The sequence below is a fragment of the Streptomyces sp. NPDC026659 genome, from assembly GCF_040638245.1.
GTDB lineage: Bacteria > Actinomycetota > Actinomycetes > Streptomycetales > Streptomycetaceae > Streptomyces.
The window spans coordinates 93,540-120,536 of sequence record NZ_JBEZXY010000010.1 but is presented as its reverse complement, the minus strand read 5'-3'; the positions used below and the strand labels follow the sequence as shown (position 1 = coordinate 120,536).

General features: G+C 71.3%; 17 protein-coding genes. 9 read left to right on the top strand and 8 right to left on the bottom strand.

Annotation, left to right across the window (positions count from 1 at the left end):
- Entirely contained in the window at positions 1–1,287 is a 1,287-nt protein-coding gene (locus tag AB0E91_RS24580) for a DUF3533 domain-containing protein (protein WP_361785818.1), read from the top strand.
- Between the two features lie 454 nt (positions 1,288–1,741).
- On the opposite strand, the gene AB0E91_RS24575 is transcribed toward AB0E91_RS24580, so the two are convergent.
- A complete protein-coding gene (locus AB0E91_RS24575; RefSeq protein WP_361785815.1) occupies positions 1,742–2,767 on the bottom strand; it encodes a cation diffusion facilitator family transporter in 1,026 nt (341 codons plus the stop codon).
- A 491-nt stretch (positions 2,768–3,258) separates the two neighbouring features.
- Here AB0E91_RS24575 and AB0E91_RS24570 point away from each other — a divergent pair, with 491 nt between their 5' ends.
- The 3 genes from AB0E91_RS24570 to AB0E91_RS24560 all read left to right on the top strand — a co-directional run bounded on the left by AB0E91_RS24570 (position 3,259) and on the right by AB0E91_RS24560 (position 7,037).
- Positions 3,259–4,719: a sugar porter family MFS transporter gene (locus tag AB0E91_RS24570; RefSeq protein ID WP_361785812.1), complete on the top strand. Its 1,461-nt coding sequence runs from the start codon at positions 3,259–3,261 to the stop codon at positions 4,717–4,719.
- Between the two features lie 348 nt (positions 4,720–5,067).
- On the top strand, positions 5,068–6,459 hold the full coding sequence (locus AB0E91_RS24565; RefSeq protein WP_361785809.1) for a glucose-6-phosphate dehydrogenase: 1,392 nt from the start codon (positions 5,068–5,070) through the stop codon (positions 6,457–6,459).
- Positions 6,460–6,560: 101 nt separating this feature from the next.
- Positions 6,561–7,037, top strand: a complete 477-nt coding sequence (locus AB0E91_RS24560; RefSeq protein ID WP_361785806.1) for a GreA/GreB family elongation factor — start codon at positions 6,561–6,563, stop codon at positions 7,035–7,037.
- Between the two features lie 181 nt (positions 7,038–7,218).
- Here AB0E91_RS24560 and AB0E91_RS24555 read toward each other — a convergent pair whose 3' ends face one another.
- Positions 7,219–7,500, bottom strand: coding sequence for a hypothetical protein (locus AB0E91_RS24555; RefSeq protein ID WP_361785803.1), 282 nt, complete (start codon positions 7,498–7,500; stop codon positions 7,219–7,221).
- A gap of 85 nt (positions 7,501–7,585) precedes the next feature.
- Complete coding sequence (locus AB0E91_RS24550; protein ID WP_361785800.1) at positions 7,586–10,222, bottom strand: ATP-dependent Clp protease ATP-binding subunit; 2,637 nt, start codon at positions 10,220–10,222, stop codon at positions 7,586–7,588.
- 213 nt (positions 10,223–10,435) lie between these two features.
- Between AB0E91_RS24550 and AB0E91_RS24545 the strand changes: the two genes are divergently transcribed.
- On the top strand, positions 10,436–10,888 hold the full coding sequence (locus AB0E91_RS24545; protein ID WP_361785797.1) for an Hsp20/alpha crystallin family protein: 453 nt from the start codon (positions 10,436–10,438) through the stop codon (positions 10,886–10,888).
- Positions 10,889–10,950: 62 nt separating this feature from the next.
- Here the strand turns inward: AB0E91_RS24545 and AB0E91_RS24540 are convergent, their stop codons facing one another.
- From AB0E91_RS24540 to AB0E91_RS24530, 3 genes are all read right to left on the bottom strand, one after another.
- On the bottom strand, positions 10,951–13,257 hold the full coding sequence (locus AB0E91_RS24540) for an FdhF/YdeP family oxidoreductase (protein ID WP_361785794.1): 2,307 nt from the start codon (positions 13,255–13,257) through the stop codon (positions 10,951–10,953).
- A gap of 221 nt (positions 13,258–13,478) precedes the next feature.
- Positions 13,479–14,441, bottom strand: coding sequence for a Dyp-type peroxidase (locus tag AB0E91_RS24535; RefSeq protein WP_361785791.1), 963 nt, complete (start codon positions 14,439–14,441; stop codon positions 13,479–13,481).
- An 825-nt stretch (positions 14,442–15,266) separates the two neighbouring features.
- On the bottom strand, positions 15,267–17,138 hold the full coding sequence (locus tag AB0E91_RS24530) for an FUSC family protein (RefSeq protein ID WP_361785788.1): 1,872 nt from the start codon (positions 17,136–17,138) through the stop codon (positions 15,267–15,269).
- A gap of 261 nt (positions 17,139–17,399) precedes the next feature.
- On the opposite strand from AB0E91_RS24530, the gene AB0E91_RS24525 reads away from it, so the two are divergent.
- A complete protein-coding gene (locus AB0E91_RS24525) occupies positions 17,400–18,323 on the top strand; it encodes a LysR family transcriptional regulator (RefSeq protein WP_361785786.1) in 924 nt (307 codons plus the stop codon).
- 100 nt (positions 18,324–18,423) lie between these two features.
- Here the strand turns inward: AB0E91_RS24525 and fdhD are convergent, their stop codons facing one another.
- Together fdhD and AB0E91_RS24515 are read right to left on the bottom strand one after the other, a co-directional pair.
- On the bottom strand, positions 18,424–19,260 hold the full coding sequence (gene fdhD / locus AB0E91_RS24520; RefSeq protein ID WP_361785783.1) for a formate dehydrogenase accessory sulfurtransferase FdhD: 837 nt from the start codon (positions 19,258–19,260) through the stop codon (positions 18,424–18,426).
- A 568-nt stretch (positions 19,261–19,828) separates the two neighbouring features.
- Entirely contained in the window at positions 19,829–22,132 is a 2,304-nt protein-coding gene (locus AB0E91_RS24515; RefSeq protein WP_361785780.1) for an FdhF/YdeP family oxidoreductase, read from the bottom strand.
- A gap of 716 nt (positions 22,133–22,848) precedes the next feature.
- Between AB0E91_RS24515 and AB0E91_RS24510 the strand changes: the two genes are divergently transcribed.
- The 3 genes from AB0E91_RS24510 to moaA all read left to right on the top strand — a co-directional run bounded on the left by AB0E91_RS24510 (position 22,849) and on the right by moaA (position 26,936).
- Entirely contained in the window at positions 22,849–24,414 is a 1,566-nt protein-coding gene (locus tag AB0E91_RS24510) for a cytochrome ubiquinol oxidase subunit I (RefSeq protein WP_361785777.1), read from the top strand.
- A 16-nt stretch (positions 24,415–24,430) separates the two neighbouring features.
- Positions 24,431–25,489, top strand: coding sequence for a cytochrome d ubiquinol oxidase subunit II (gene cydB, locus AB0E91_RS24505; protein ID WP_361785774.1), 1,059 nt, complete (start codon positions 24,431–24,433; stop codon positions 25,487–25,489).
- A 409-nt stretch (positions 25,490–25,898) separates the two neighbouring features.
- Positions 25,899–26,936, top strand: coding sequence for a GTP 3',8-cyclase MoaA (moaA, locus tag AB0E91_RS24500; protein WP_361109025.1), 1,038 nt, complete (start codon positions 25,899–25,901; stop codon positions 26,934–26,936).
- Positions 26,937–26,997 lie beyond the last annotated feature (61 nt).

Here is a 26,997-nt window from a genome sequence, read left to right as displayed (position 1 = left end):
ATGGCCTCCGGGAAGCCTCCGCGCCCCTCCGTCCACCGGCTCCCGGCGCGCCGGCTGCTGCGCAGGGGGAAGCTGTGGATCGTTCCGGCCGTGATGACCGGGTTGGTGTCGCTGCTCCTCTCCCTTCTCTACATGGGCGGAATCCTGACCCCCACCGGGAGCCTGCACCGGCTGCCCCTGGCGGTGGTCGACGAGGACACCGGCAGGCCGCTGCCGGGGCAGCGGACCAACATCGGCGCGCAGGCGAGCCGCGCCGTCCTGACCTCCACGCAGGGAGGCGCCGTGCGCTGGCTGAGGCTGACCCGGGCGCAGGCGCAGGAGCGGCTGGACACCGGTCGGCTCTACGGCGTGCTGGTGATCCCCGCCGACTTCACGGACACGGTGGCGGCGCTGCCCACCGCGCGCGCCGCCAAGCGGCCGACGCTGACCGTGCTCACCAACCCCGGCGTGGGCAGCCTGGCCTCCTCGCTGGCGGGCCAGATCAACCAGCGGGCGGCGCACGAGATCTCGCTGTCGGTCGGCAAGCAGCTGTCCGCCTCCCCGGTGGTGCGCGGCGGGAGCGCGTCCACGCGGGTGCTGATCGCCGACCCGGTGGAGGTCCGTACCGAGGTCGGCCACCCCATCGGGGCGCACAGCGGGCTCGGTCTGAGCGCCTTCTACTACGCGCTGCTGCTGGTGCTGTCCGGGTTCATCGGCGGCAACATCATCCACAACACGGTCGACAGCGCCCTCGGCTACGCGGACAGCGAGATCGGCCCCTGGCACTCGCGCAAGCCGACGGTCCCGATCAGCCGTACCCAGATGCTGGTGCTGAAGATGGTCATGACGGCGGGCCTCTCCCTGCTCACCACGTCGCTGATCATGCTGGCGACGATCGGCGCGCTGGGCATGGACGCCCCGCACCCGGGCCTGCTGTGGATCTTCTCCTACTGCGCGACGCTCACCGTCGGCCTCGGTGTGCAGGCCATCAACGCGGCGTTCGGCAGCCTCGGGCAGCTCGTCTCGATGTTCGTCTTCATCGCCTTCGCCCTGCCGTCCTCGGGCGCCGCCGTCCCCCTGGAGGCGGTGCCCGGCTTCTACCGCTTCCTCGGCGCCTTCGAACCGATGCGCCAGCTCGCCGCCGGCGTCCGCGCGATCCTCTACTTCGACGCCCGCGCCGACGCCGGTCTCGACCGGGGCTGGCAGATGATCGCCATCGGCTTCGCCGTGGCCCTCGTCTTCGGCTTCACCGCCACCCGCTACTACGACCGCCAGGGCCTGTCCCGCATGGTGCCGCGCCCGGCATGACGGGGCCGGTCCCGGCAGGGCGAAGACCGGACGCGCGACGTCGCGGTGACATGGCCGAGTGGGAGCCGCCCCGTGCCGGAGCCAACCCGTACCGGAGCCCGCCCGGAGCACGCGCCCGGGGCGGATGAGCAGTCCCGGCCCGGGTCACCCACTCGAAGCGGACCCGATCGGGCGGATCAGCCGATGCGGAAGCGGGCCCCGGGAGCAGGGGACCACTCCCGGGGCCCGCTCATGCGCAGCGCGGGTTACGGGCCGAGCGGGGCCCGCGCGGGGAATCGGCGGGAGCACCGGTCCCGACCGGCGCGCGCCAAAATTCGGGCCGGTCCGCCCGACCCGGCTCCGGTCAGGCCGGTCAGGCCGGGGGGGTGGGGTAGGCCCAGGTCGCCTACAGCGGGCCCGAGTTGCCCCTGCCCCCTACCGGAGGTGACGGACCGAGCCCAACCGCTCACGCGCGTCAGGCCGCCGGAGGCGAAGGGGTGCGGGGTGGCGTCGGGTCCAGGTAGACGCGCTTCACGGCCGGGATCAGGGTGCGCAGACGGGTCTCCGCCTCCTCGCAGGCCCATTCGATCTGGCTGGAGGTGGAGACGTCGCGGAAGTCGATCTTCGCGGCGATGAGGATCTCGCCGGGGCCCTGCACCATGGTCGTCAGCTCCAGGACCTCCTGGACGGCGTCGACGGAGAGCAGTTCGCGGCGTACCGCGTCCCGCATCGGCTTGGGCAGGGCGCGGCCGACGAGGAGTTCGGTGTTCGCGCGGCCGAGGATCCAGGCCACGATGATCAGCAGCACACCGATGAGGATCGAGGCGATCCCGTCGTACACCCCTGACCCGGTGAGCTGGCCGCCCAGCAGGCCGAGCGCGGCGAGGGCGAGGCCGATGAGCGCGGCCGAGTCCTCCATGACGACCGCCTTCACGGCCGTGTCGGGGGTGTGCTGGAGGTAGCGCAGGATGGGCACGCGGAAGTGCTCGGCGCGTCCGGTGGCCTGTCGCAGGCCGGTCCGCAGGGAGAGCCCCTCCAGGACGAAGGCGACCGCGAGCACGATGTACGAGATCAGCGGGTTGCCCGGCTTCTCGCCGTGGGTGAGGGCGTGGATGCCGTCGTAGAGGGCGAACACGCCACCGCCGACGAAGGTGGCGACGGAGGCGAGCAGCGCCCAGATGTACCGCTCGGGGCCGTAGCCGAGGGGGTGGTCGTCGTCGGCCGGTTTCCGGCTGCGTTTGAGCGCGACGAACAGCAGCCCCTCGGTGACGGTGTCGGCGGCCGAGTGCCCGGCCTCGGCCAGCATGGCGCTGGAGCCGCTGAGCACACCGGCGACGGCCTTGGCGAGCGCGACGCCGAGGTTGGCGGCGGCCGCCACCAGCACCGTGAAGGTCGATCCGCCCGCGCCCGGACCGGCCGCGGAGCCCACCCGGGCGTCCAGATAGGGGCCCTTGCGCGCGTTCTTCCCCGGCTCCTGCTCGGGTTCACCCTGTTCGCTCATAGCCGGACAGTAATCCCCTTCGGTGCGGGAAGTCCCGGCGTGGCGGCGCACACGCGGGTGCGGCCCGTACGGGACGGGCCCAGGGCCTGTCTGACAATTCGCGTCGTCGCCCGAAGGGCGGCCTCGCGGCGTCAGGTGCGTGCTCTCGGCGTGTCGGCTCCAGATCCTCGTACTGGACGTACTTGGGTCTGGGGCCGGCGCGGCGAGTGGGGGCGCCCCCTGCTCGAAGAGCTTGGGGGAGTGCATGGCGTCGCGAGGCAGACGGGAATTGTCAGACAGGCCCTAGGCCGCCGGGGCCGGCGTTCGCCGTCCAGTCTCGGCGGCTGTGCGCACCCCGGCCAGCGCTGCCGTCCGTCCGGGCGAAAGGCGTACCCGCCCAGGTCCGCGCCCGTTTCCCCGGCGGCCCGGTGCGGAAGACCTTGCCCGCACCGCCACCCGGCCCTCGCCCGGGACGCACTCCCAGGACACGCCGAGGACAAGGGGACGCGCAGATGCAGGGGTTCTCCCGCGAACCGGGGACACGCGGGCCGGTGACCGAGGTGCCGCCCGAGGGGATGCGGAGGATCTACCGGTGGGCGGCGATGATCGGCGTCGGCGGCTTCCTGTTCGGCTACGACACCGGGGTCGTCTCCGGCGCGCTGCTGTTCGTCACCGACGACTTCCGCCTCTCCCCCACCGAGCAGGGCACGATCGTCAGCGTCCTGCTCGTCGGCGCGATGGTGGGCGCGCTGTGCGCGGGGCGCCTCGCCGACGCGCTCGGGCGGCGCAAGGCGGTCGCCCTCGAAGGCGCGGTCTTCCTCGTGGGTACGGCCGTCGCGGCGACGGCGCCCACCTACGGCACGCTGCTGATCGGCCGGGTGGTGCTCGGCCTGGCGGTGGGCGCGGCCTCGGCCACCGTCCCGGTGTACCTCTCGGAGATCTCCCCCACCCGTGTCCGGGGCCGGGTGCTCAGCGCCAACCAGCTGATGATCACGCTCGGCATCCTGGTGTCGTACCTCGTCGACCTGGCGTTCGCGTCCAGCCGCGACTGGCGGCTGATGTTCGCGCTCGGCGCGGTCCCGGCGACCGTGCTGACCCTGTGCTGTCTGCTGGTGGTGCCCGAGTCGCTGCCGTGGCTGGTGCGCCGGGGCCGCTGGCGGCAGGCGCGCGAGGTGCTGGACCGGGTGCTGCCGCCCGAGGAGGCGTACCGGGTGGTGGCCCGGCTGCGCAACGAGGTGCCGGGACCGCGCCGCAAGCCGGGCGAGGCGCCGGAGCGCCCGGTGGGCTGGCGCACGCTGCTCACCCCGGGAGTGCGCCCCGCGCTGGCCGTCGGCCTGGCGATGGCCGTGATCCAGCAGTTCGGCGGCATCAACACGATCATCTACTACGCCCCGACGATCATCGAGAAGACCGGTCTGAGCGCCTCGAACTCGATCTTCTACTCGGTGTTCATCGGCGTGATCAACCTGGTGATGACCGTCCTGGCGACCCGGCTGATCGACCGCGCGGGCCGCCGCACCCTGCTCCTGGTCTCGCTCGCCGGGATGGCGCTCCTGGTGGCACTGCTCGGCCTGAGCTTCATCGCGGGCTGGAACTCCGAGCTGTCCCTGGTGTGCATGATCCTGTACACCGCCGCGTACGCGGGTGGTCTCGGGCCCGTCTTCTGGGTGCTGGTCGGCGAGGTCTTCCCGCCTCGGGTGCGCGCGCTGGGTTCGAGCACGGCGACGACGGCCAACTGGATCGCCAACTTCGCCGTCAGCCAGGCGTTCCTGCCCGTGGCCGCCGCCATCGGCCAGGGCCAAACCTTCCTGGTCTTCGCGGTGATCTGCTTCCTCGGCCTGCTCTTCGTGGCCCGCTTCGTCCCGGAGACGAAGGACCGCACGTACGAGGAGATCGACGCGGCCCTCCAGGCCCGCTTCGGAGGTCCGGGCGGCGGCCGCGGCGAGGTGCGGGAACCGGCGCGGCGGGGCTGAGGCATCGGGCAGCGGAACAAGGCCGGGCCCGGGCTCCTCCCCCGAGGGAGAGGCGCCCGGGCCCGTTCGGCTCAGGCCGGTGTCAGCTCTGGGGCCGCTTGCCGTGGTTGGCGGCGTTGCCGCGGCGGGCCTTCTTCTTACGACGGCGCTTCGAGGACATGGGATACCTCCTGCGGCTCTCGACGGCTCGGTCCGGCCGCGCGGCGGACTCGCCTCCGCGCGGCGCGTGCGGACACCGTACCTGCCGTCCCCGCGCCGGGCCACCGCCGACCGGCCGAGTCGCGTACGAGGTCGGGGGCGCGGACGATTGCGGGGAAGGATCGCGTCCACGGTGAGGAGCGGGAGCCCATGCCCGGTTCGTGGGAAGCCGATGCTCTGGTGATCTTCGGGGTGACCGGGGACCTCGCGCAGAAGATGACGTTCCCCGCGCTGTACCGGCTGGAGCGGCGCGGGCTGCTCGACTGCCCGGTGATCGGCATGGCGGGCCGGGAACTGACGGACGCGCAGCTCGTGGAGCGGGCCCGCGAGGCGGTGGAGGCGGCCGAACCGTCCGTCAACGAGGCCGTCTTCGACCGGCTGGCCGGCCGGCTGAGCTATATCCACGGCGATCTCCAGGGCCCCGGCCCCTACCACCGTCTGGCGGATCAACTGGGCCGTCGCAGACGCCCGTTGTTCTATCTGGAGACACCGCCCTCGCTGTTCACCCCGATCGTGGACCAGCTGGCCGCCGCGCGGCTGCTCGGCCAGGCGCGGGTGGCGCTGGAGAAGCCCTTCGGGCACGGTCTGGCCTCGGCGCGGGCGCTGAACCGGCAGCTCACCCAGGTCCTTGACGAGGGACAGATCCTGCGCGTGGACCACTTCCTGGGCAAGGAGCCGGTCATCGAGCTGGAGTATCTGCGGTTCGCGAACTCCGCGCTGGCCGAGGTGTGGCACCGCGACAGCGTGACGGCCGTGCAGATCACCCTGGCCGAGGAGTTCGGGGTGGAGCAGCGCGGCCGCTTCTACGACGACGTGGGCGCCGTACGGGACGTGGTGCAGAACCATCTGCTCCTGGTCCTGGCGCTGGTGGCGATGGACCCGCCGGTCGGCTCCGGCGCGGCCGACCTGTGGGCCAAGCGGGTCGAGGTGCTGCGCGCGATGCCGGAGGCCGACCCCCACGACTGCGTGCTCGGCCAGTACACCGGCTACCAGGAGATCTCCGGGGTGGCACCGGGATCGACGACGGAGACGTACGCCGCGCTCCGGCTCGGCATCGACAACTGGCGCTGGGCGGGGGTGCCGGTCCTCATCCGCGCGGGCAAGCGGCTGCCGGTGCGGGTGACCGAGGTGCGGCTGATCCTGCGTGAGCCGCCCACGCTGAACTTCCTGCCCGATCCGTGCCGGGTCGCCGGGAACCAGATCGTGCTGCGCATCGACCCCGAGGCCGGGATGCGGCTGCAACTGTCCGCGCTGGACGAGAACTCGGCGTGGCGCATGGTCCCGCTGGACAACATCTTCGCCCGTGAACTGGGCGCGCCCCTCGCGCCGTACGAGCGGTTGCTGTACGCCGCGCTCACCGGCGACGACCGCTACTTCGCGCCGCAGGACGTGGTGGAGGAGTGCTGGCGCATCGTGCAGCCGCTGCTCACCTATCCCCCGCCGGTGCACCCCTACCCGCCCGGCTCGTGGGGGCCGCCGCAGGCCGACGCGCTGGTGGCGGGCGGGGTGCCCTGGCAGCGGCCGTGGGTGCCGGGCGGCTGAACCCGCGCACCGCGCCGACGACACCGCCGACTGGCAGGCGACTTGACGGCGCGGTTAGGTTTCTCCTGTCCAGCTAGTACGCCTGTACCTCAGGAGCAGGGATGACCGGTGACCCCGAGCCCATCAGCGCCGACGCACGTCACGCGCTCGAACAGGAGCTGGCCGACCTGCGCGAGGAACGCGCGCTGGTGGCCTCGACGCTGAAGGACCCCGAGGAGGTGGGCGACCGCGCCGACCAGGCCGACGAGTTGCAGCGCGCCGACCAGTTGCGGCGGCTCGACGCCCGCATCGAGAAGGTCACCGTACGGCTGAAGCAGTCGGAGCTGGCCGGTCCGCCGCCCGAGGACGTGGTGGGCGTCGGCACGACCGTGACCATCCGGTTCTCGGACGACACGACGCAGACGCTGCACATCGGGGAGATCGCCGACTCGCGCGACGCGAGCCTGGTGACGTCCGACAGTCCGCTGGGGCAGGCGCTGCTCGGCCACCGCGCGGGCGACACGGTGTCGTACGACGCGCCGGACGGCAAGGCCACGGCGGTCGTGGTCTCGCTCGGCACGCCGGGCGGCCAGGGCTGACCGCCCCCGGGGCGGGCCCCGCCCGCCTTGGCAGGCGCATGCGAACGACGGGCCCGGGCCCGTCGTTCGCGTGCGCCTGTTCTGTTTCCTGACTGGGCGGCGGGCACGTCGTGCGTCGTGCAGGAACCGCCGCCCGGACGGTGCCGGGGCGGCGGTTCGAGCGGAGTGCGGCGACCCGCGGTCAGTTGTCGTAGTCGGACGGCGGGAAGGGGTCGCGTTCCTTGCGGGTGACCTTGCCGGTCTCGATCTCGCCCCGGTCCACCTGGCGGTCGATCTCGCTGCGCTCCTGCTCGTAGACGCGCTCGGGGCTCTCCGGCTCGCGGACGGGCAGGCCCACGTCCCGCTCGTCTTCGCGGGTGCGCTCCTCGAGGCGCTCCTCGTCGGGACGGCGGGGCATCCCGCGCCCGTGGTCGCGGTCGGGGTTGCCCTCGACTTCCTTGTTCGTCTTGTGATGGTGCGCCATCGGTGCTCCCTCGATGAGAGCCCGGTCGCTGGTCACGCCCGGGCAGCGCCTGCCGGGCCCGCCGCGAGGGGCGGGCCCGGGGCGGTCAGTCCTTCTTCGACTCCTCGTGCTCGGCGTCCTTGTGTTCCTTCTTGCGCCCGCCGGAGGCGGTCTTCTTGGCGGCCGGTTCGGCGTCCTTCTTGGCCTTCCCGGCCTTCGCGTCCGTCTTCTTCTCGGCGTGCCTGCCCTTGTCGTCCTCGTGCTCGGCGCCTTCCTTGCGCACCGAGAAGTGGATCGAGTCGTCCCGGACGTCGGCGACGATCGTGTCGCCCGGCTCCGCCTCGCCGCTGAGCAGCAGCTCGGCGATGCGGTTGTCCAGCTCCGACTGGATCGTGCGGCGCAGCGGCCGGGCGCCGAACTCCGGCTGGTGGCCGTGGGCGATCAGCAGCTTCTTGGCGGCCTCGGTGACCTCCAGGTGCAGACCCTGCGCCTCCACCCGGCGGCGGGTCTGCGCCAGCAGGTGGTCGACGATCTGGGAGAGGTCCGTCTCGGAGAGGCTGTGGAAGATGATGATGTCGTCGATGCGGTTGAGGAACTCCGGCAGGAACCGGCCCCGCAGCTCGTCCAGCAGGTCGTCCTTGATCTCGGACACGTCGCCCTGGTGCGCGAGGATCAGATGGGCGCCGATGTTCGACGTCATGATGATGACCGTGTGCCGGAAGTCGACGGTACGGCCCTGGCCGTCGGTCAGGCGGCCGTCGTCCAGGATCTGCAGCAGCGTGCTGAAGACATCGGGGTGGGCCTTCTCGATCTCGTCGAAGAGCACCACACTGTACGGCTGGCGGCGGACCTTCTCGGTGAGCTGTCCGGCCTCCTCGTAGCCGACGTATCCGGGAGGCGCGCCGACCAGGCGGGCGACGGTGTGCTTCTCCTGGAACTCGCTCATGTCGAAGCGGATCATGCGGTCCTCGTCGCCGAAGAGCAGCTCGGCGAGGGCCTTGGCCAGCTCGGTCTTGCCGACACCGGTGGGGCCGAGGAAGAGGAAGGAGCCGACCGGGCGGTTGGGGTCGCCCATGCCCGCGCGGTTGCGTCGTACGGCCTGGGAGACGGCGGTGACGGCCTCGTTCTGCCCGACGATGCGGGCGTGCATCTCGTCCTCCAGCTTGAGCAGCCGCTCCTTCTCGCTGGCGGTGAGCTGCGAGACGGGGATGCCCGTGCGGCGGGAGACGATGTCCGCGATGTCGTTCGGCGTGACGGTGACGACGCCCTCGCGGCGCTCCTCGATCCCGGCGAGTTCGGCCTCGACCTCGGCGATCTTGCCCTTGAGGTCGTTCGCCTTCTCGTAGTTCTGGCCCGAGACGGCCTCGTCCAGCTCGCGCTGGAGCTTGGCGATCTTGTCCTCGCGGCGGACGACCTCGGTGGAGCGGGCCGCGCTGCGCAGCCGGACGCGCGCACCGGCCTGGTCCATCAGGTCGATGGCCTTGTCGGGGAGGAAGCGGTCGGTGATGTACCGGTCGGAGAGCCCGGCGCAGGCTTCGAGCGCGGAGTTCTCGAAGCGGACCTGGTGGTGCGCCTCGTAGGCGTCGCGCAGGCCCTCCAGGATCAGCACCGTCTCGGCGACGCTCGGCTCGGGCACCATGACCGGCTGGAAGCGGCGCTCCAGGGCGGCGTCCTTCTCGACGTACCGTCGGTACTCGTCGATGGTCGTCGCGCCCACCACGTGCAGCTCGCCGCGGGCGAGGGCGGGCTTGAGGATGTTGCCCGCGTCCATCGAGCCCTCGCCGGTGGCGCCCGCGCCGACGACGGTGTGCAGCTCGTCGATGAAGAGGATGATCTCGCCCTCGGACGCCTGGACGTCCTCGATGACCTTCTTCAGGCGCTCCTCGAACTGGCCCCGGTACTGCGCTCCGGCCACCAGGCCCGACATGTCGAGGGCGACGACCCGCTTGTCCTTCAGCGTCTCGGGGACGTCCCCGATGACGATGCGCTGGGCGAGGCCCTCGACGATGGCGGTCTTGCCGACGCCGGGCTCGCCGATGAGGACCGGGTTGTTCTTCGAGCGGCGGGAGAGGATCTCGACCGTCTGCTCGATCTGCTCGGCGCGTCCGACCACCGGGTCCAGCTTGCCCTGCCTGGCCTCCTCGGTGAGGTCGCGGCCGAACTCGTCCAGCGTGCTGGTGGGGCCGCCGCCCTTGCCCTGGTCCTGCCGCGCGGCCTGCTCGGTGCGGGACGCCAGCTTCCTGCCGTCGACGCCCTCGGCGGACAGCAGACGCCCGGCGCCCGAGTCGGCGTCGTCCAGGAGGGCGGCGAGGATGTGCTCGGGGCCGATGTAGGAGACACCGGCCGCCTGGGACTGCGCGAAGGCGTCGGCCAGGGTGCGCTTGGCCGCGGGGGTGAGACCCGGCTCGGCGGAGGGCGTGCCGGACTCGCTGGGCAGCACCTCGGCGATCGTCTGGGCCAGCTTGTCGGGGTTCACCCCGGCCTGGGCGAGCAGTCGGCGCGAGGGCTCGACCTTCGTGGCCGCCCAGAGGAGGTGCTGGGTGTCGAGGTCGGAGGTGCCGTCCTCCTCCGCGCGCTGCGCCGCCAGGTTGAGCAGTTCCTGCGAGGACTCGGTCAGGAGCCGGCCGATGGGCACGCGCTGGACTGCTGGGGGCGAGGACGCCGGCGACATGCCGAAGAACCGATTCAGCAGATCGCTGAAAGGGTCGGACGAACCGAACGGTGAGCCGAACGACATCGACATGGCAGCTCCTGGTGCGCGACGGATCAGGTTTTCACTGAACCGCGATGTCCAGTGCGCCGCAACCGGAGCCCGGCGGGCTCCCGCAAGGGCTCCGGGGAGTTTTCCACCCCGCTTTTCCCGGCCTCTTCACGGGCTGCTCCGGATGCCTTCTCCTCTCTTATGGATGACACTCGACATGCGCAAGGAGCCGAGGAGACGAATCGGAGACAGGGCATGGACGAACGAGCGGACGTCGCCAAGACCGCGAGGTCGGCCTGGTGGGCCGGTCACGATCCCGTGGTGGAACTCCAGCAGCTGTGGGGCGAGGTCAGCCGCCTGGTGGAGCAGTCCGCGCAGCCGGAGAGCCCGGCGCGGCACTGGATGCCGCTGGTCGAGGAGGAGGACGCGGGCGACGCCTATCTGGTGCGCGCCGAACTCCCCGGCATCCCGCGCGAACAGGTCAGCGTCGAGGTGGACGGCCGGGAACTGCACATCCACGGCATGCTCGACGACACGGAGGGCACCAACGCGCTCCGCCGCAGGACGGGCAGCTTCTCCTACGGCGTCCGCGTGCCCGGCGACGTGAACGTGGACGGCGTACAGGCCGACCTGTCCGACGGCGTGCTGACGGTGCTGCTGCCCAAGACGGGCGCGACGACCCGGCGGAACATCCGGATCGGCGGCTGACGGCGGGGGCGCGGCCGGTCCCGGCGAGGGAACCGGCCGCGCCCGCACGGTCCGTCCGGCGGCTACTCCCCGGAACCGGCCGGGACCACCCGCACGTTGACGTTCTTCATCAGCGGCTGGTCGCTCTGCGTGCTGTAGTCGCCGATGGCGCACAGCACGTTCATCTCCGGCATGTACCCGGCCGCACAGCCCTGCGGGATGTCGTAGGGCACCGCCTTGTAGCGGTACACGCTGCGAGTGCTGCCGTCCTTGGCGACGCTGGTGATGTCGACCTCGTCGAAGAGCTTCAGGCCGCGCTCGCTCATGTCGCCCTCGTTCATGAAGACGAGCTCACGCAGGTTCTTGATGCCCCGGTAGCGGTCGTCGTCCGAGTAGATCGTGGTGTTCCACTGGTCGTGCGAGCGCATGGTGCCCAGCTTGAGCATCCCGGGCTTGGGCAGCACGTCCGGCAGCTCGGCCGCCGAGAACTCCGCGCGCTCGGAGGGGGTGCGGAAGACCAGCTCGCGGGCGGGCTGCTTGATGCGGAAGCCGAGCGGGAGGCGGACGCGGCGGTTGAAGTCCTCGAAGCCCTCCAGCGCCTTCGCCATGGTGTCGCGGATGCGGTCGTAGTCCCCGACGTACGACTCCCAGGGGGTGGCGCTGTCGGGGAGCGCGGCGCGGGCCATGCCGGCGATGATCGCGGGCTCGGAGAGCAGGTGCTCGGAGGCCGGGCGCTTCATGCCGCGCGAGAGGTGGACCATGCTCATCGCGTCCTCGACCGAGGTCGCCTGGTCGCCGCCCTCCTGGCTGTCCTTCTCGGTGCGCCCGAGGCAGGGCAGGATGAGCGCCTGCCTGCCGTGGACCAGGTGGCTGCGGTTGAGCTTGGTGCTGACCTGGACGGTCAGCTCGCATTCGCGCAGCGCGTCGAAGGTGTAGGCGGTGTCGGGCGCGGCGAGGGCGAAGTTGCCGCCCATGCCGACGAAGACCTTCACGTCACCGGTGTGCATCGCCTCGATGGTGCCGACGGTGTCGAGGCCGTGCTCGCGGGGCGGGTCGATCCCGCAGGCGGTGGCGAGGCGGTCCAGGAAGTCCTTGGAGGGCCGGTGGTCGATGCCGCAGGTGCGGTTGCCCTGGACGTTGCTGTGCCCGCGCACCGGCGAGGGGCCCGCGCCCTCGCGGCCCAGGTTGCCGCGCAGCAGCAGCACGTTGACGATCTCGCGGACCGTGTCCACGCCGTGCTCGTGCTGGGTGACGCCGAGGCACCAGCTGAAGATGGAGCGGTCGGCGTCGCAGTAGACGCGCGCGGCCTGCTCGACCTGGGCCCGGGTGAGACCGCTCTGCTCCTCGATCTCCTTCCAGGTGGTGGCCTCGACGAGCGCCCGGTACGCCTCGAAGCCGGTGGTGTACCGCTCGATGAACTCGCGGTCCAGCGCCTTGGGGTCGGTCTCCGACTCGGCGAGGATCGCCTTGGCCATGCCGCGCAGGAGCGCCATGTCGCCGCCGATGCGCGGCTGGAGGTTGAGCGTGCTGGTGGGGGTGGACTTGAACAGCGCCATGTCCACGAAGTCGTGCGGGATGATCGTGCGCCGGGCGGCGGCCTCGACGAGCGGGTTGATGTGCACGATCTGCGCGCCGCGCTTGTACGCCTCGGCCAGCGAGGTGAGCATCCGGGGCGCGTTGGAGGCCGCGTTGACGCCGAGGATGAACAGGGCGTCGGTGACCTCCCAGTCCTTGAGGTCGGCGGTGCCCTTGCCGGTGCCGAGGGCGGCCTGGAGGGCGCGGCCGCTGGCCTCGTGGCACATGTTGGAGCAGTCGGGCAGGTTGTTGGTGCCCAGCTCCCTGGCCATCAGCTGGTAGAGGAAGGTGGCTTCGTTGCCGAGCCGGCCGGAGGTGTAGTACGCCGCCTGGTTCGGGTCGTCGAGGCCGCGCAGGGTGCGGCCGACCAGGTCGAAGGCCTCCTGCCAGGAGACGGGGACGTAGGTGTCGGTGTCCGCGTCGTAGCGCATCGGGTGCGTCAGGCGGCCCTGGTCCTCCAGGGCGGCGTCGCTCCATGTGGCCAGCTCGGAGACGGTGTGCGCGGCGAAGAAGTCGGGGTCCACGCGCTTGCGGGTCATCTCCCACGTGACGTGCTTGATGCCGTTCTCGCAGATGTCGAGCTTGAGGCCCTTGAGGTCGTCGGGCCAGGCGCAGCCGGGGCAGTCGAAGCCCTTGTCCTCGTGGTTCATCTTGCGTATGGCCCGCGGGCCGTCCACGAACTCGCCCTCGCGTATCACGAAGCGTGACACGCTCTTCGCGGCACCCCAGCCCGCCGCCGGGTGGTGGTAGGGGTGGAATTCCGGAGACCGCGTCTCTTCGTCGCTTGCGGACCGTCCCGACGTTTCCTGGGTCATGGCAACTCCCTGTGCTCCGGGTCAACTCGCAGCGCCTGCATGTCGCGAGTGTGCCCAGCCTAGGTCACGGCTTCGCAGGGAAACCCGGATCGCCGGTCGTGGCAAGGGAGATGGGGCGGGGGCGGCGGGAAAGGCTTCGCAAAGAAAGGCTGTTGGGTTCGCCAGGCACGGCCCCGGCGCGCACCGCCGCTCCGACTCGGCGGTGCGCGGGGCCCGTTGCGTTACGACGCGGAGGTCTGCGCGCTGTCCTTCGGCTTCGGCGCGGGCGGCGGGTCCGCCAGGAAGTCCGCCGTGGGCACGTGGAAGAGGCTGCCGGTGACGGCCGTCGAGTAGTTCAGGATCCGGTCGTGCAGGCCGGGTTCGCGGCCCAGGAACATGTTCCGCAGCATCTGCTCGGTGACCTCGGGGGTACGGGCGTACCCGATGAAGTACGTGCCGTACTCGCGGTCGCCGATGTGCCCGAACGGCATGTTCTCGCGCACGATCTTCAGCTCGCGGCCGTCCGGGCCGGTGATGGTGTTCACCACGACATGCGAGTCCGGGGCCTTCACGTCGTCCGGGAACTCGATGTTCTCCAGCTTGGAGCGGCCGATGGTCGCCTCCTGCTGCTCCAGCGAGGTGCCCTGCCAGGCGTCCATGTCGTGCAGGTACTTCTGGACGATGACGTAGCTGCCGCCGGTGAAGTCCGGGTCCTCGTCGCCGATGTGCACCGACTCGGCGGCGAGTTGCCCCTCCGGGTTCGCGCTGCCGTCGACGAAGCCCAGCAGGTCACGGTCGTCGAAGAACTTGAACCCGTGCACCTCGTCCACGATCGTGGCCGCGCCCTTGAGCCGCTCCCCGAACTGCCGGGCCAGCTCGAACACCACGTCCATGCGGCGCCCGCGCACGTGGAAGAGCAGGTCGCCGGGGGTCGAGGGCGCGTGGTGCCGCTCCCCTTTCAGCTCGGTGAACGGGTGCAGTTCGGCAGGCCGCGGCCCGCTGAACAGCCGGTCCCACACCTCAGACCCGATGCCGACGACACAGCTCAGCTCCGCGTCGGGCACCCGGTACGCGGTGGAACGCCGCATCGAGGCCACGTCCCCGAGCAGCTCCCGGACCTTCTCCTCACCGCCCGCGTCCACGGTGGCCACCAGAAACACGGCCGCCCTGGCCGGCGGGACGACTATCGGCTGCGTCTCGATCACGGAAAAACCTGCCTTCTCATCGCTTGTACGCAGCACGAACATAGACGCAGACGGGTGGTTGGGGACACGATCCGGGAACAGCGGTGGCCGGGTGCGGGGTTGGGACTCGGCCGAACGCCGGGGCAGGCTCGGGCCGAGCACCGGGCCGAGCCGGGGCCGGGCGCCCGCACCGACACCGGTCGCGTGTCGGGATGGACGCCGTGGCGGCAGTCCGGGCGGACGCCGGGCCGAGCGCACGCGCGGCGCGGGGGCAGACGCCGGCTGGGACGGGCCCGGTCGCGCGCCGGACGGAGCGCCGGGGCCGACCCCGGTCGGGCACGGGCAGGGCACCCGGGGCCGACCACCGGGGCGTGCCCGACGACGGCCCCGAGCCGGGCAACGAGGTCGCGCCCCGAAGCAGGCCCAGGTCGGGCACCGGGCTGAGCGCATGCGCGGCGCGGGGCCGAACCCCGTGCGGACGCCGCGGCGGGCGAGGCCGGGCATCCGGCCGGACGGTGGACCGCACCCCGAAGCAGGCCCAGGTCGAACGCCGGCCCCGGGGCCGAGCGCCGCGACAGCCCGGTGGAGCCGCGCCGGGCGCCGGGGCCGGGCAGCTCGTCGGGTCCACGGCGAACGCCGGGCAGCTCGTCGGGTCCAGGGCGAGCGCCGGGCCCGGCGTCAGCGGCGGGCGGCGGCGCGGGCGCCGAGGCTCGCCCGGGTCCGGCGCCGACCACGACGCCGAGGCCGGACGCCGGAACACACCCTGGGCGCGCACCAGGCGGACCCGAGTCGCGCGCGAGGTGGCAGCGGGCGCCCCCGGCCCGGGCGACCGGGGAGGCGCCCGGGTCAGGTGTCGGGGTGGGTCGGGTTCTCGGTGGAGGTCGGGCTCGGGGACGGTGAGCGGTTGGTCCGAAGGCCCCGGCGGGTTTCGCGCTCGTCGCGCAGCATCGAGTGGCTGAGGCGGCCCAGGAGGTCGTAGGCGCGGTGCTGGGCGGCGGTGATGGCGGCGGGGTCGACGCGGGAGGGCCGTAGCTCGCCCCGGGCTGCCTCCTTCGCCTCGTACAGCTCGACCGAGGCGGCGGCGAGCTGGACCTGGGCGAAGCGGCGCTGGCCCGGAGAGCCGGAGAGGGCCCGTTGGGCACGGTCGGCGGCGTAGACGGAGGCGGCGAGGGCGTCGCGCAGGCGTTCGGCAGCGCGGCCGTGGACGAGGAGCAGGGCGCAGACCAGGCCGACGCTGATGCCGATGACGCTTCCGATGACCCGGTCGTGCAGCAGCCGCTCGGCGGAGACCGGGGAGGACAGTTCGCTCAGCAGGAGCGCGAGCGGGGTCAGGAAGACGACGCCGAGGCCGTAGTTGCGGGCGACGACGTATTCCAGCAGGAACTCGAAGACGATGATCAGGCAGATGATGGCCAGGGAGCCGGGGTGCATGACCAGCACGGCGCTGGTGATGAGGAGCCCGATGGCGGTGCCGATGGTGCGCTGGACGGAGCGCTGGACGGTGCTCCAGACGTTGACGGAGTGCAGTACGGCCGCGGCGGAGATCGCGGCCCAGTAGCTGTGGCCGACGCCGAGGAACAGCGCGAGGCCGCCTGCCACGGCGGTGCCGACGGCGGTGCGTACGGCGGTCGGCATCAGGGCGGCGGCCCGGCGGCGCGCGGGACCGCCGCGCTTGGTCTCGACCCGGGTGCGCCGGTCGGCCGGGCGCGCGGCGGGGGACGCCGGGGCGGCCGGCCGAGGGGGCACGGGCGGCAGGGTGGCGGCTCCGGCCTCGTCGGCGGTGACGGCGTCGCCGGAGCGCGGGCGGGGCGAGCCGTCGAGCAGTTCCTCGGGCAGCGGCAACAGGGTGTGCCAGCGGCGGTCGGCGAGGACGCGGGCCTGTTCGCGCAGCTGGCGGGCGACTTCGGCGTCCTCGGTGGAGTGCCGGGTGTCGTCGGTCAGCAGCGACCAGACGAAGTCGGCCGAGTACACCGGCTTGGCGGACTGGTCGGGCTCGCCCCCGCCGGACTCGTTGAGCGCGTGGTAGGCGCGCAGGGCCGCCGCGACGGCCTGGTGGCGGGCCCTGGCGGTCTCGACGGGTCCGGCGGCGTCGAGGGCACGCGCGAAGGCGTTGAGCGCGTCCGCGAGGGCGAGGCGCTGCAGCCGCTGGGGCTGGAGCGAGTTCGGCAGGCAGACCAGCCAGGCGACGGCGGCGCCGAGCGCGGCCAGCGCGGTGTGCGGGAGCACGTCTCCGAGGCCGGGGGTGCCCTCCGCGGTGACCGCGAAGGAGAGCAGGATCAGGACCGCGCCGAGGCCGCGCAGCCCGGCGTAGTCGCAGCCGAACTTGGCGAGTCCGGCGACCGCCGCCATCCCGGCGACGGCGGCCACGCCCTGGAACCAGGGCCCGGAGGGTCCGGCCCAGACGGCGAGGAGGGAGCCGAGTCCGACGGCGACCGTCATGACGGCGCCGACCAGCGCGAGCATCCAGAGCCTGCGCCGGCGGCTCATCGGCAGGCTGCGCTCGAAGGTGATCGTGAACGCGCCGAGGGCCGGGAAGAAGGCGAGCCGGGGGTGGCCGAGGAGCACCAGCGGCAGGGTCGGCAGCGCCATGGTCAGCGCGGCCCGCAGTGCGAAAGGAAGCGCTCCGCTCACCTTGGCCATGGCGAACGAGCCCCGCGGGGAGAGAACACGGGCGAGTCCGGCGAACAGGGAGGAGGAGTTACCGCGATTCTTTCGCATGTCTTAATAACTCTAGCAAATCGGCGATCCGTCAGATCGCGCTTGTTCGATACGGCCGCTGAATTGCCGGAAGTCCAGGAAAGCGCTTCCGGTCCGGCAATATGTGAATTCCCCTACATCTCGCACGGTCCGCGTGGCGGCCCGTCGGGCCTGGTCACGGGTGCCGGGCCCGGCCCGCGCCCGCCCCGGACGGGCCCCCGGCGCGACCCGCCCCGCGAGCGTCGATTGGCATTTCGCGGAGCATTCCGGTACACCCATTGGGTGCTGTTTCGCCAACTCGAGTACCTGGTGTCCCTCTCGCGGGAGCACCATTTCGCCCGCGCCGCCCAGGCCTGCTCCGTCTCCCAGCCCGCCCTCTCCGAGGCGATCCGCAAGCTGGAGGACGAACTTGACGTCCCGCTGGTCAGGCGCGGACGCAAGTACGAGGGCCTGACGCCGGAGGGCGAGCGCATCGTCGTATGGGCGCAGCGCATCCTCGCCGACCGCGACGCCCTGCGGGACGAGGTCGGTGCCCTGCGCAGCGGTCTGAGCGGCCGGATGCGGATCGGCTCGGTGCCGACCGCGTCCGCCGCCGTGTCGCTGCTGACGGGGCCTTTCTGCACCGCGCATCCCCTGGTGACGGTGGAAGTGATAGCGGATCTGCAGTCGGAGGACATTCTCCGCCAGCTCCAGCATTTCGAGATCGACGCCGGAATCACTTATCTTCCGGAGGAACTCTCGAGCCATTTCCACGCCTTTCCGCTCTACGAGGAGCGTTACGTCCTGCTGCTCACGGCAGCCGACGGGCTGGCCCACCAGGCGACGGCGACGTGGGCCGAGGCCGCGCGGCTGCCGCTGTGCCTGCTGAACGAGTCGATGCAGGGCCGCCAGATCCTGGACGGCGTCTTCGCCAAGGCCGGTGCCACCCCCTCGCCGCGCATCGAGACCGACTCGGTGGCCGCGCTGTTCTCCCATGTGCGGACGGGCCGCTGGGCCAGTGTGGTGCCGCACGCCTGGCTCCATGTGTTCGGCGTGCCGCACGGAATGCGCGCGGTGCCGCTGGTGGAGCCGGACTGGAAGGTTCCGGTCGGCCTGGTGACCACGGCCCAGACCCCGGGGTCGGTGATGGCACGGGCCCTGACGGAGATCGCCCGGAGCACCGATGTCGCCACCGCCCTGGAGCGACTGCCCGGCACCGCGGTCTGACACGGGCGTACGGCGTCCCCCGGGGCGCCGTACCCGGCCACGTACGGCGGCCCGGCCGGAGGGTTGCGGCCGGGTGCCGGGCGTGGCCGGAGTCGCACGGTCAGGCGACGGGCTGCGGTTCCAGGCGTTCGGCGCCGGTGTAGACGTTCATCGAGTCGCCGCGCAGGAAGCCGACCAGGGTCAGACCGCTCTCGGCGGCGAGGTCCGCGGCGAGCGAGGACGGGGCGGAGACGGCGGCGAGCATGGGGATGCCGGCCATGACCGCCTTCTGCACCAGCTCGAACGAGGCGCGGCCGCTGACCATCAGCACACAGCCGCGCAACGGGAGCATCCCGGAGCGCAGGGCGTGTCCGACGACCTTGTCGACGGCGTTGTGGCGGCCCACGTCTTCGCGCAGGCACAGCAGCTCGCCGTCGGAGGAGAAGAGCCCGGCCGCGTGCAGTCCGCCGGTGCTGTCGAACACCTTCTGCGCGGCGCGCAGCTTCTCGGGCAGGGTCGCCAGCATCTCGGGGCTCATGCGCAGCTCGTCGTCGGCGACGGACCAGGCGGCGACGGTGCGTACGGCGTCCAGGCTGGCCTTGCCGCACAGTCCGCAGGAGGACGTGGTGTAGAAGTTCCGCTCCAGGGAGGCGTCGGGGGCCTCCACGCCGGGGCCGAGGACGATGTCCACCACGTTGTAGGTGTTGCTGCCGTCGTCGGTGGCGCCCAGGCAGTAGCGGATTCCCGCGACATCGGTTTCCTTGTGCGCGACACCCTCGCTGACCAGGAATCCGGCCGCGAGGTCGAAGTCGTCGCCGGGGGTGCGCATGGTCACGGTGAGCGGGCGTCCGCCGACGCGGATCTCCATCGGTTCCTCGGCGGCGAGGGTGTCCGGGCGGTGCGCGGACGCGCCGTCGCGGATGCGGAGCACTCGACGCCGCACGGTCACTCGTCCCATGGTCTTGTTCCTCTCCTAGGCCCGGCGGCGGGGGGTGTGCCGCGCCGGTGAGCTGGTTCGCTGGGGCGGCCGGGGCGGGCCGCCGGTGTGGAGGGACGCGCCGGGCGACGGGGTCCGCGCGTCCCCCGGGGTCAGGGGGCGGTTCCTGGGGGTGACGGCAAACAGCAGAGTCTGAGAAATCCACTGTAGGTGACACCGTGATACGGGGAGACGGCCGACGGCGCGAGCCGTGGCGCGACGGGTGGGTGGTCGGGGTGTGCGTGTGCCCCGCGTGGAGCGTGGGGCACAGCTCAGCGGGGCGGGCGCGGCCGGGGCCGTACGGGTCCGGCGGGGCGGCCCGCCGGGCGGCCGGAGCCGGGGCGGCGGGGGTGCGGCCGCCGGACTCGGCGGGGCCGGGAGATGTCAGGGGTCAAGGGAGTGACTCGTCGTCAGTCGGTTTCCCCGGGGAGGATGTCGTGGTCCGGGGACATCCACGGATGGCCCGGGCCCGCCGGGGCTGCGGGGTCCGGGCCATCCGTGGCACTCCTCCCCCGCCGGACCGTCGGCGGGAGAGGGGGCGCGCGTCGGCTCAGCCGGCGGCGCGGGCACCCGCGGGGACGCGGGCGGGCTCGAGTCGGATCACCACGCCCTTGGAGGTGGGGCAGTTGCTGATGTCCGCGGTGCTGTCGAGCGGCACGAGGACGTTCGTCTCCGGGTAGTAGGCCGCGGCGGAGCCACGGCTGGCCGGGTAGGAGACGACCTTGAAGTTCTCCGCGCGGCGCTCCTTGTCGTGCCAGATGCTGACCAGGTCGACCATGTCGCCGTCCTCGAAGCCGAGCTCCTTGAGGTCGGCCGGGTTGACCATCACGACGCGGCGGGCGTTGTGGATGCCCCGGTAGCGGTCGTTGGGCGCGTACCAGATGGTGTTCCACTGGTCGTGCGAGCGCGTGGTCTGCAGCAGCAGGTGGCCGTCGGGGACGTGCGGCGCGTAGAAGTCGTTCGACCAGAAGACGGCCTTGCCGCTCGGGGTCGGGAACACGTCGCGGTTGACCGGGCTGCCCAGGTTGAAGCCGCCGGGCTGGCGGACCCGCTCGTTGAAGTTCTCGAAGCCGGGGACGACGCGGGAGATGTGGTCGCGGATGTTGTCGTTGTCCGCCTCCATCTTCTCCCACGCGATGTTCGACTGGTCACCGAGCGTCTTGCGGGCGAGGCGGGCGATGATCGAGACCTCGCTGAGCAGGTGCTTGGAGGCCGGGGGCAGCTTGCCGTGCGAGCGGTGGACGTCGCTCATCGAGTCCTCGACGGTGATCCACTGCTCGACGCCGTTCTGGAAGTCGCGGTCGCTGCGGCCCAGGGTGGGCAGGATCAGCGCGTACTCGCCGCAGACGGTGTGGGAGCGGTTGAGCTTGGTCGAGATGTGCGCGGTCAGGCGGCAGTTGCGCATCGCCTGCTCGGTGTACTCGCTGTCGGGGGTCGCCCGGACGAAGTTGCCGGCCACGCCGAGGAAGACCTTGGCCTTGCCGTCGTGCATCGCCTTGATGCCCTGCACCGCGTCGTAGCCGTGGTGGCGCGGCGGCTCGAAGCGGAACTCGCGGCCGAGCGCGTCCAGGAACTCGTCGGACATCTGCTCCCAGACGCCCATGGTGCGGTCGCCCTGCACGTTGGAGTGGCCGCGGACGGGGCAGACGCCCGCGCCCGGCTTGCCGATGTTGCCGCGCAGCATCAGGAAGTTGGTGATCTCACGGATCGTGGCGACACCGTGCTTCTGCTGCGTCACGCCCATCGCCCAGCAGACGATGGCGCTCTTGCTCTTCATGACGCGCTGGTGGAGCTCCTCGATCTCGGCCATGGTCAGGCCGGTCGCGTTGAGGATGTCGTCCCAGGAGATCTTGCGGACGTGCTCGGCGAACTCCTGGAAGTTGATGGAGTTCTTCTTGATCCACTTGTGGTCGAGCACGGTGCCCGGCGCGGCGTCCTCGGCGTCGAGGAGGAGCTTGTTGAGGCCCTGGAAGAGGGCCATGTCGCCACCGGCGCGGATGTGCACGAACTGGTCGGCGATGGCGGTGCCGTTACCGATGACGCCGCGGGCCTTCTGCGGGTGCTTGAAGCGGATCAGGCCGGCCTCGGGCAGCGTGTTGACGGCGACGACCGAGCCGCCGTTGAGCTTGGTCTCCTCCAGCGCGGCGAGCATGCGCGGGTGGTTGGTGCCCGGGTTCTGGCCGACCAGGAAGATCAGGTCCGAGTGGTGGATGTCGTCCAGCGAGACGCTGCCCTTGCCGATGCCCAGCGACTGGCCGAGTCCCCAACCGGTGGACTCGTGGCACATGTTGGAGCAGTCCGGCAGGTTGTTGGTGCCGAAGGCGCGGGAGAAGAGCTGGAGGAGGAACGCGGCCTCGTTGTTCAGGCGGCCCGAGACGTAGAACATCGCCTCGTCGGGGGAGGCCAGCGCGCGCAGTTCGCGGGCGAGCAGGGAGAGGGCCTCGTCCCAGCTGACCGGCTCGTAGTGGGTGGCGCCCGGGCGCTTGATCATCGGCTCGGTGAGGCGGCCCTGCTGGTTCAGCCAGTAGTCCGACTTCGAGTCCAGCTCGGCGATCGAGTACTGCTTGAAGAAGTCGCGGGTGACGCGGCGCGAGGTGGCCTCGTCGTTGATGTGCTTGGCGCCGTTCTCGCAGTACTCGTTGAAGTGGCGCTTCTTGTCCTCGGGCCAGGCACAGCCCGGGCAGTCGATGCCGTCGACCTGGTTGATGTTCAGCAGCGTCAGCATGGTGCGCCGCGGGGACGTCTGGCTCAGGGAGTACTCGAGCGCGTGCGTCACGGCGGGGAGACCAGTGGCCCACTTCTTGGGGGGCGTGACCGAAAGGTCGTCGATCGGGTCCTCGATGCTGCTGCTCATAATGTGCTCTGCCTCTTTCTCGCATACGCCTGTACAGGCGGGTTCCGGTCGGCGGGGAGACGACGCGCCGCCGTGCGGAGGCCGGCTCGGTCCCGGGAGCGTGGTGTGAGGTCCCCTCGGGTCCGGGCGGGCGGCCGCTGCGGCGGACGATCGGCCCGGAGGGAAAGCCTCCGGCGTCTCCCCCGTGCCCTGTCCGCGATTCGCGTTATCCGAATCCCGCTGCAAAGCCAGTTTCTGCCATTTACCGGGGGAAGTCAAAGAGGCCATTTCGATCACCTCATAGGCGCCGCTTATCGTCCACTCACCCCCGGTGAACGGCGATTCATTCGAGCAGTTACTCTACACCGGTCCGCCTTTCCCGGCGGTCCGCAGGAGCTCGACCCGGCACGCCGCGCAAGCCCGTGACCAGGTGAAACGTGACGCGGACGGCCACCGCGGCTGACTTTCCAGGGCATAGATAAGCGTCGCCGATCATCCGATCAATCACCCCTCTTTGACTTGTCCGGGAAATTGGCCGACGCTGACGGGCGAGCAGTAATCGAAGAATTGTCGCCACGGGACGGAAATCGACGACCGGACCGGTACCCACCCGAGAACATGCCTCATGTCCATTTCGGGCGAGATGGGCGACATAACCGAAACATTCACATTCACCCTCCACCGGTGGTCGGGCTCGGCTTCGCGAGCGCCGCCGGGGAGTTGAGGAGAGACCTGCCGTGGACCTGGCATTGGCCCCGGACACCATCGCGCGATGGCAGTTCGGGATGACCACCGTCTACCACTACCTGTTCGTGCCCCTCACCATCAGTCTGGTGGCGATCACAGCAGGACTGGAGACGGCGTATGTGCGCACCGGGAAGACCAAGTACTTCCACGCCACCAAGTTCTGGGGCAAGCTCTTCCTGATCAACATAGCCATGGGCGTCGTCACCGGGCTGGTGCAGGAGTTCCAGTTCGGCATGAACTGGTCCGCCTACTCCCGCTTCGTCGGTGACGTCTTCGGCGCGCCACTCGCCCTGGAAGCGCTGCTGGCGTTCTTCTTCGAGTCCACCTTCATCGGACTCTGGATCTTCGGCTGGGACAAGCTGCCCAAGAAGATCCACTGCGCGTGCATCTGGATGGTCTCGATCGGCACCATCCTGTCGACGTACTTCATCCTCGCCGCCAACTCCTTCATGCAGAACCCGGTCGGCTTCAGCCTCGACAAGGCCGCCGGCAAGGCGCATCTGACCGACATCGGCGCGGTGCTCTTCCAGAAGCTGAACCTCGTCGTCGTCGCGCACACCCTGACCGCCGCGTTCCTGACCGGCGCCGCCTTCGTCATGGGCATCTCGGCCATCCACCTGTACCGCGCCGCCCGCCGTCAGCGCCGGGGCCGGCCCAACGACCTCAAGCAGGTCGCGGCCATGCGCACGTCGCTGCGGCTCGGCCTGACGCTCGCCGTCATCTTCGGTCTGGGCACCGCGATCACCGGTGACAAGCTCGGCGAGGTCATGTTCGAGCAGCAGCCGATGAAGATGGCCGCCGCCGAGGCGCTGTGGGACAAGCAGGCTCCGGCCCCGTTCTCCGCGTTCTCCGTGCCGGACGTGGCCCACGGCCGCAACAGCGTCAGCGTCGAGGTCCCGGGCCTGCTGTCCTTCCTCGCGCACAAGGACTTCCACTCGGCGGTCCCCGGCATCAACGACACGGCCAAGGCCGAGGCCGCCAAGTACGGCGGCAGCCCCTCGCAGTACCTGCCCAACGTCCCCATGACGTACTGGGGCTTCCGGGCGATGATCATCTTCGGTATGACGTCCTTCGCCCTCGGCGCGGCCGGACTCTGGCTGACCAGGCGGAAGTTCTGGGTGGACCCCGAGTTCCGCACCGGCTCCTTCGACGTGCCGCGGCTGATGCTGACCAGGAAGCGCGAGCTCGGCCCCGTCATGACGGGTCTGGCCTGGCGTGCCGCCATCCTGACGCTCGCCTTCCCGGTGATCGCCAACTCCTTCGGCTGGATCTTCACCGCGATGGGCCGTCAGCCGTGGGCCGTCACCGGCCTGCTGCGCACCGTCGACGCGGTCTCGCCCAACGTCTCGCTGACCGAGCAGCTCATCACCCTCATCGGCTTCAGTCTGCTCTACATCGCGCTGGCCGTGGTCGAGTTGAAGCTGCTGGTCAAGTACGCCGGTGCCGGACCGGTCACCGCCGAACGGCCGCCGCTGCGGGACGTGAGGCTTGGCGGCGGGTCGACGCTCGAGGGCGCCGACCAGGATGCCGACAAGCCCATGGCCTTCGCCTACTGAGAGAAAGTCCCGGACCGTGCATCTCCATGACCTCTGGTTCTTCGTCATCGCCTTTCTGTGGACGGGTTACTTCTTCCTCGAGGGCTTCGACTTCGGCATCGGCATCCTCTCCCGGGTCCTCGCCCGCGGTGAGACCGAGCGCCGTGTCCTGATCAACACCATCGGCCCCGTCTGGGACGGCAACGAGGTGTGGCTGGTCACCGCGGCCGGCGCGACCTTCGCGGCCTTCCCCGACTGGTACGCCACCATGTTCAGCGGCTTCTACCTGCCGATGTTCGTGATCCTGCTGTGCCTGATCCTGCGCGGCGTGGCCTTCGAGTACCGCGTCAAGCGCGACGGTGCCGCCTGGAAGCGCAACTGGGAGGCGATCATCTTCGGCACCTCCCTGATCCTGTCCTTCATCTGGGGCCTGCTCTTCGCGGCGATGCTCCACGGCCTGCCGATCACGGCCGACCACGAGTACCACGGCGGCATCACCGAGCTGATCCGGCCGTACTCGCTGCTCGGCGGTGTGACCACGACCGTGCTGTTCACCTTCCACGGCGCGGTGTTCGCCTCGCTGAAGACGGTCGGCTCCATCCGGCCCCGGGCCCGTCATCTGGCCCAGAAGCTCGGCATCCTGACCGTCCTGCTGCTGCTCGCCTTCCTCACCTGGACCCAGTTCCTGACCGGCAACCTGGGCAGCGTGATCGCCGAGGCGGTCGCCGTCCTGGCCGTGCTGCTCTCGCTCGGCTTCAACTTCGGCCAGCGCGAGGGCCGGGCGTTCATCAGCTCCGGCCTGGGCGTCGCCGCCTCCAGCGCGGTGCTCTTCCTGGCCCTGTTCCCGCAGGTCATGCCCTCCAGCCTCAACCCGGCCTGGAGCCTGACCGAGTCCAACGCGGCCGCGGGCTCGTACACCCTGGGGATCATCACGTGGGTCGCGGTGTTCGCCACCCCGCTGATCCTGCTCTACCAGGGCTGGACGTACTGGGTGTTCCGCAAGCGCATCGGTGTGCAGCACATCCCCGTGTCGCACTCCCACGGCCACGGGCATGGCCACGGCGACCACCGCGCCCGGTACACCGTCGCCCGGTGAACACCCACCGCGTGATGACGTCCCACGCCCTGCGCCGCCTCACCCGCGCCCGCGTCCCGTACGCGGCGCGCGGGGAGGCAGGCGACGGCGTGGCGATGTCCACGGGCCGGGGCGCCACCCGAGATGATCATCGGGAAGTGCCCCGGACCCGTGGGCGCGCGCCGCTCCGGTCGCGCCGTGCCCACACCCGCGAACTCCCGGCCGAAGAGCGGTCGGCCGGGGAGCGGGGGCACGGCGCGGCCGGGCGGCCGGCGGGCCGGACACCCGGCACGGCGGCACCGCCCGGACGGGCGCCGACGGGCCGTCACCGGCCCGGATCACGCACCATACGACCTGGGGATCGCTCTCCGGCAGGGGAGATCCCGCACCGTACGACAGCCTCCGGGCAGCAGAGGAAGAAGGCAGGACCGTGTCCCGACCGCACACCGATCAGCCGAGCGGCACCACCGGGACCGTCGCACGGCCGCTGACGGACCGTTTCGGCCGGGTCCACACCGACCTGCGGCTCTCCCTGACCGACCGATGCAACCTGCGGTGCACGTACTGCATGCCCGCCGAGGGCCTGGACTGGCTGCCGAAGAACGAGCTGCTCAGCGACGACGAGATCGTGCGTCTGGTCGGCATCGCGACCGGGCGGCTCGGCATCAGGGAGGTCCGGCTGACCGGCGGCGAGCCGCTGGTACGGCGGGGCCTGCCGGCCCTGGTCGCCCGGCTCGCGGCGCTCGACCCGGCGCCGGAGCTGTCGATCACCACCAACGGCATCGGCCTGGCCCGCTGCGCCGAGGCGCTGCACGAGGCTGGGCTGCGGCGGGTCAACGTCAGCCTGGACACCCTGCGCCCGGAGCGCTTCGCCGCCATCACCCGGCGCGACCGTCTGTCCGACGTGCTGGCGGGCCTCGCGGCCGCGAAGTCCGCGGGGCTCGCGCCGGTCAAGGTCAACGCGGTGCCGGTGCGCGGGGTCAACGACGACGAGATCGCGGACCTGACCGCCTTCGCCGTGGACAACGGCTACCGGATGCGGTTCATCGAATCCATGCCGCTGGACGCGCAGGGTGCCTGGGAACGGGAGAAGATGGTGCCCGCCGCAGAGATCCTGGAACGTATCGGGGAACGCTTCGAGCTGGTGCCGGTCCCCAGGGAGGACAACGCCCCCGCCGAGGAGTGGCGGATCGCGGGCACGGACTCCGTGGTCGGCGTCATCGCGAGCGTCACCCGCCCGTTCTGCGGCAACTGTGACCGGGTGCGGCTGACCGCCGACGGCCAGCTGCGCAACTGCCTGTTCGCCACCAAGGAGTCGGACCTGCGGAGCCTGCTGCGCGACGGCTCCGACGACGACGCCCTGGAAGCGGCGTGGCGGTCCTGCATCGCGGGCAAGGGCCCCGGACACACCATCAACAGCGCGGACTTCAAGCAGCCGGACCGTCCGATGTCCGCCATCGGCGGCTGACGGAGGACCGGCCCGGGCGGCCCGGAGCGGTACGACGGACACGCACGACGCACACGAAGAC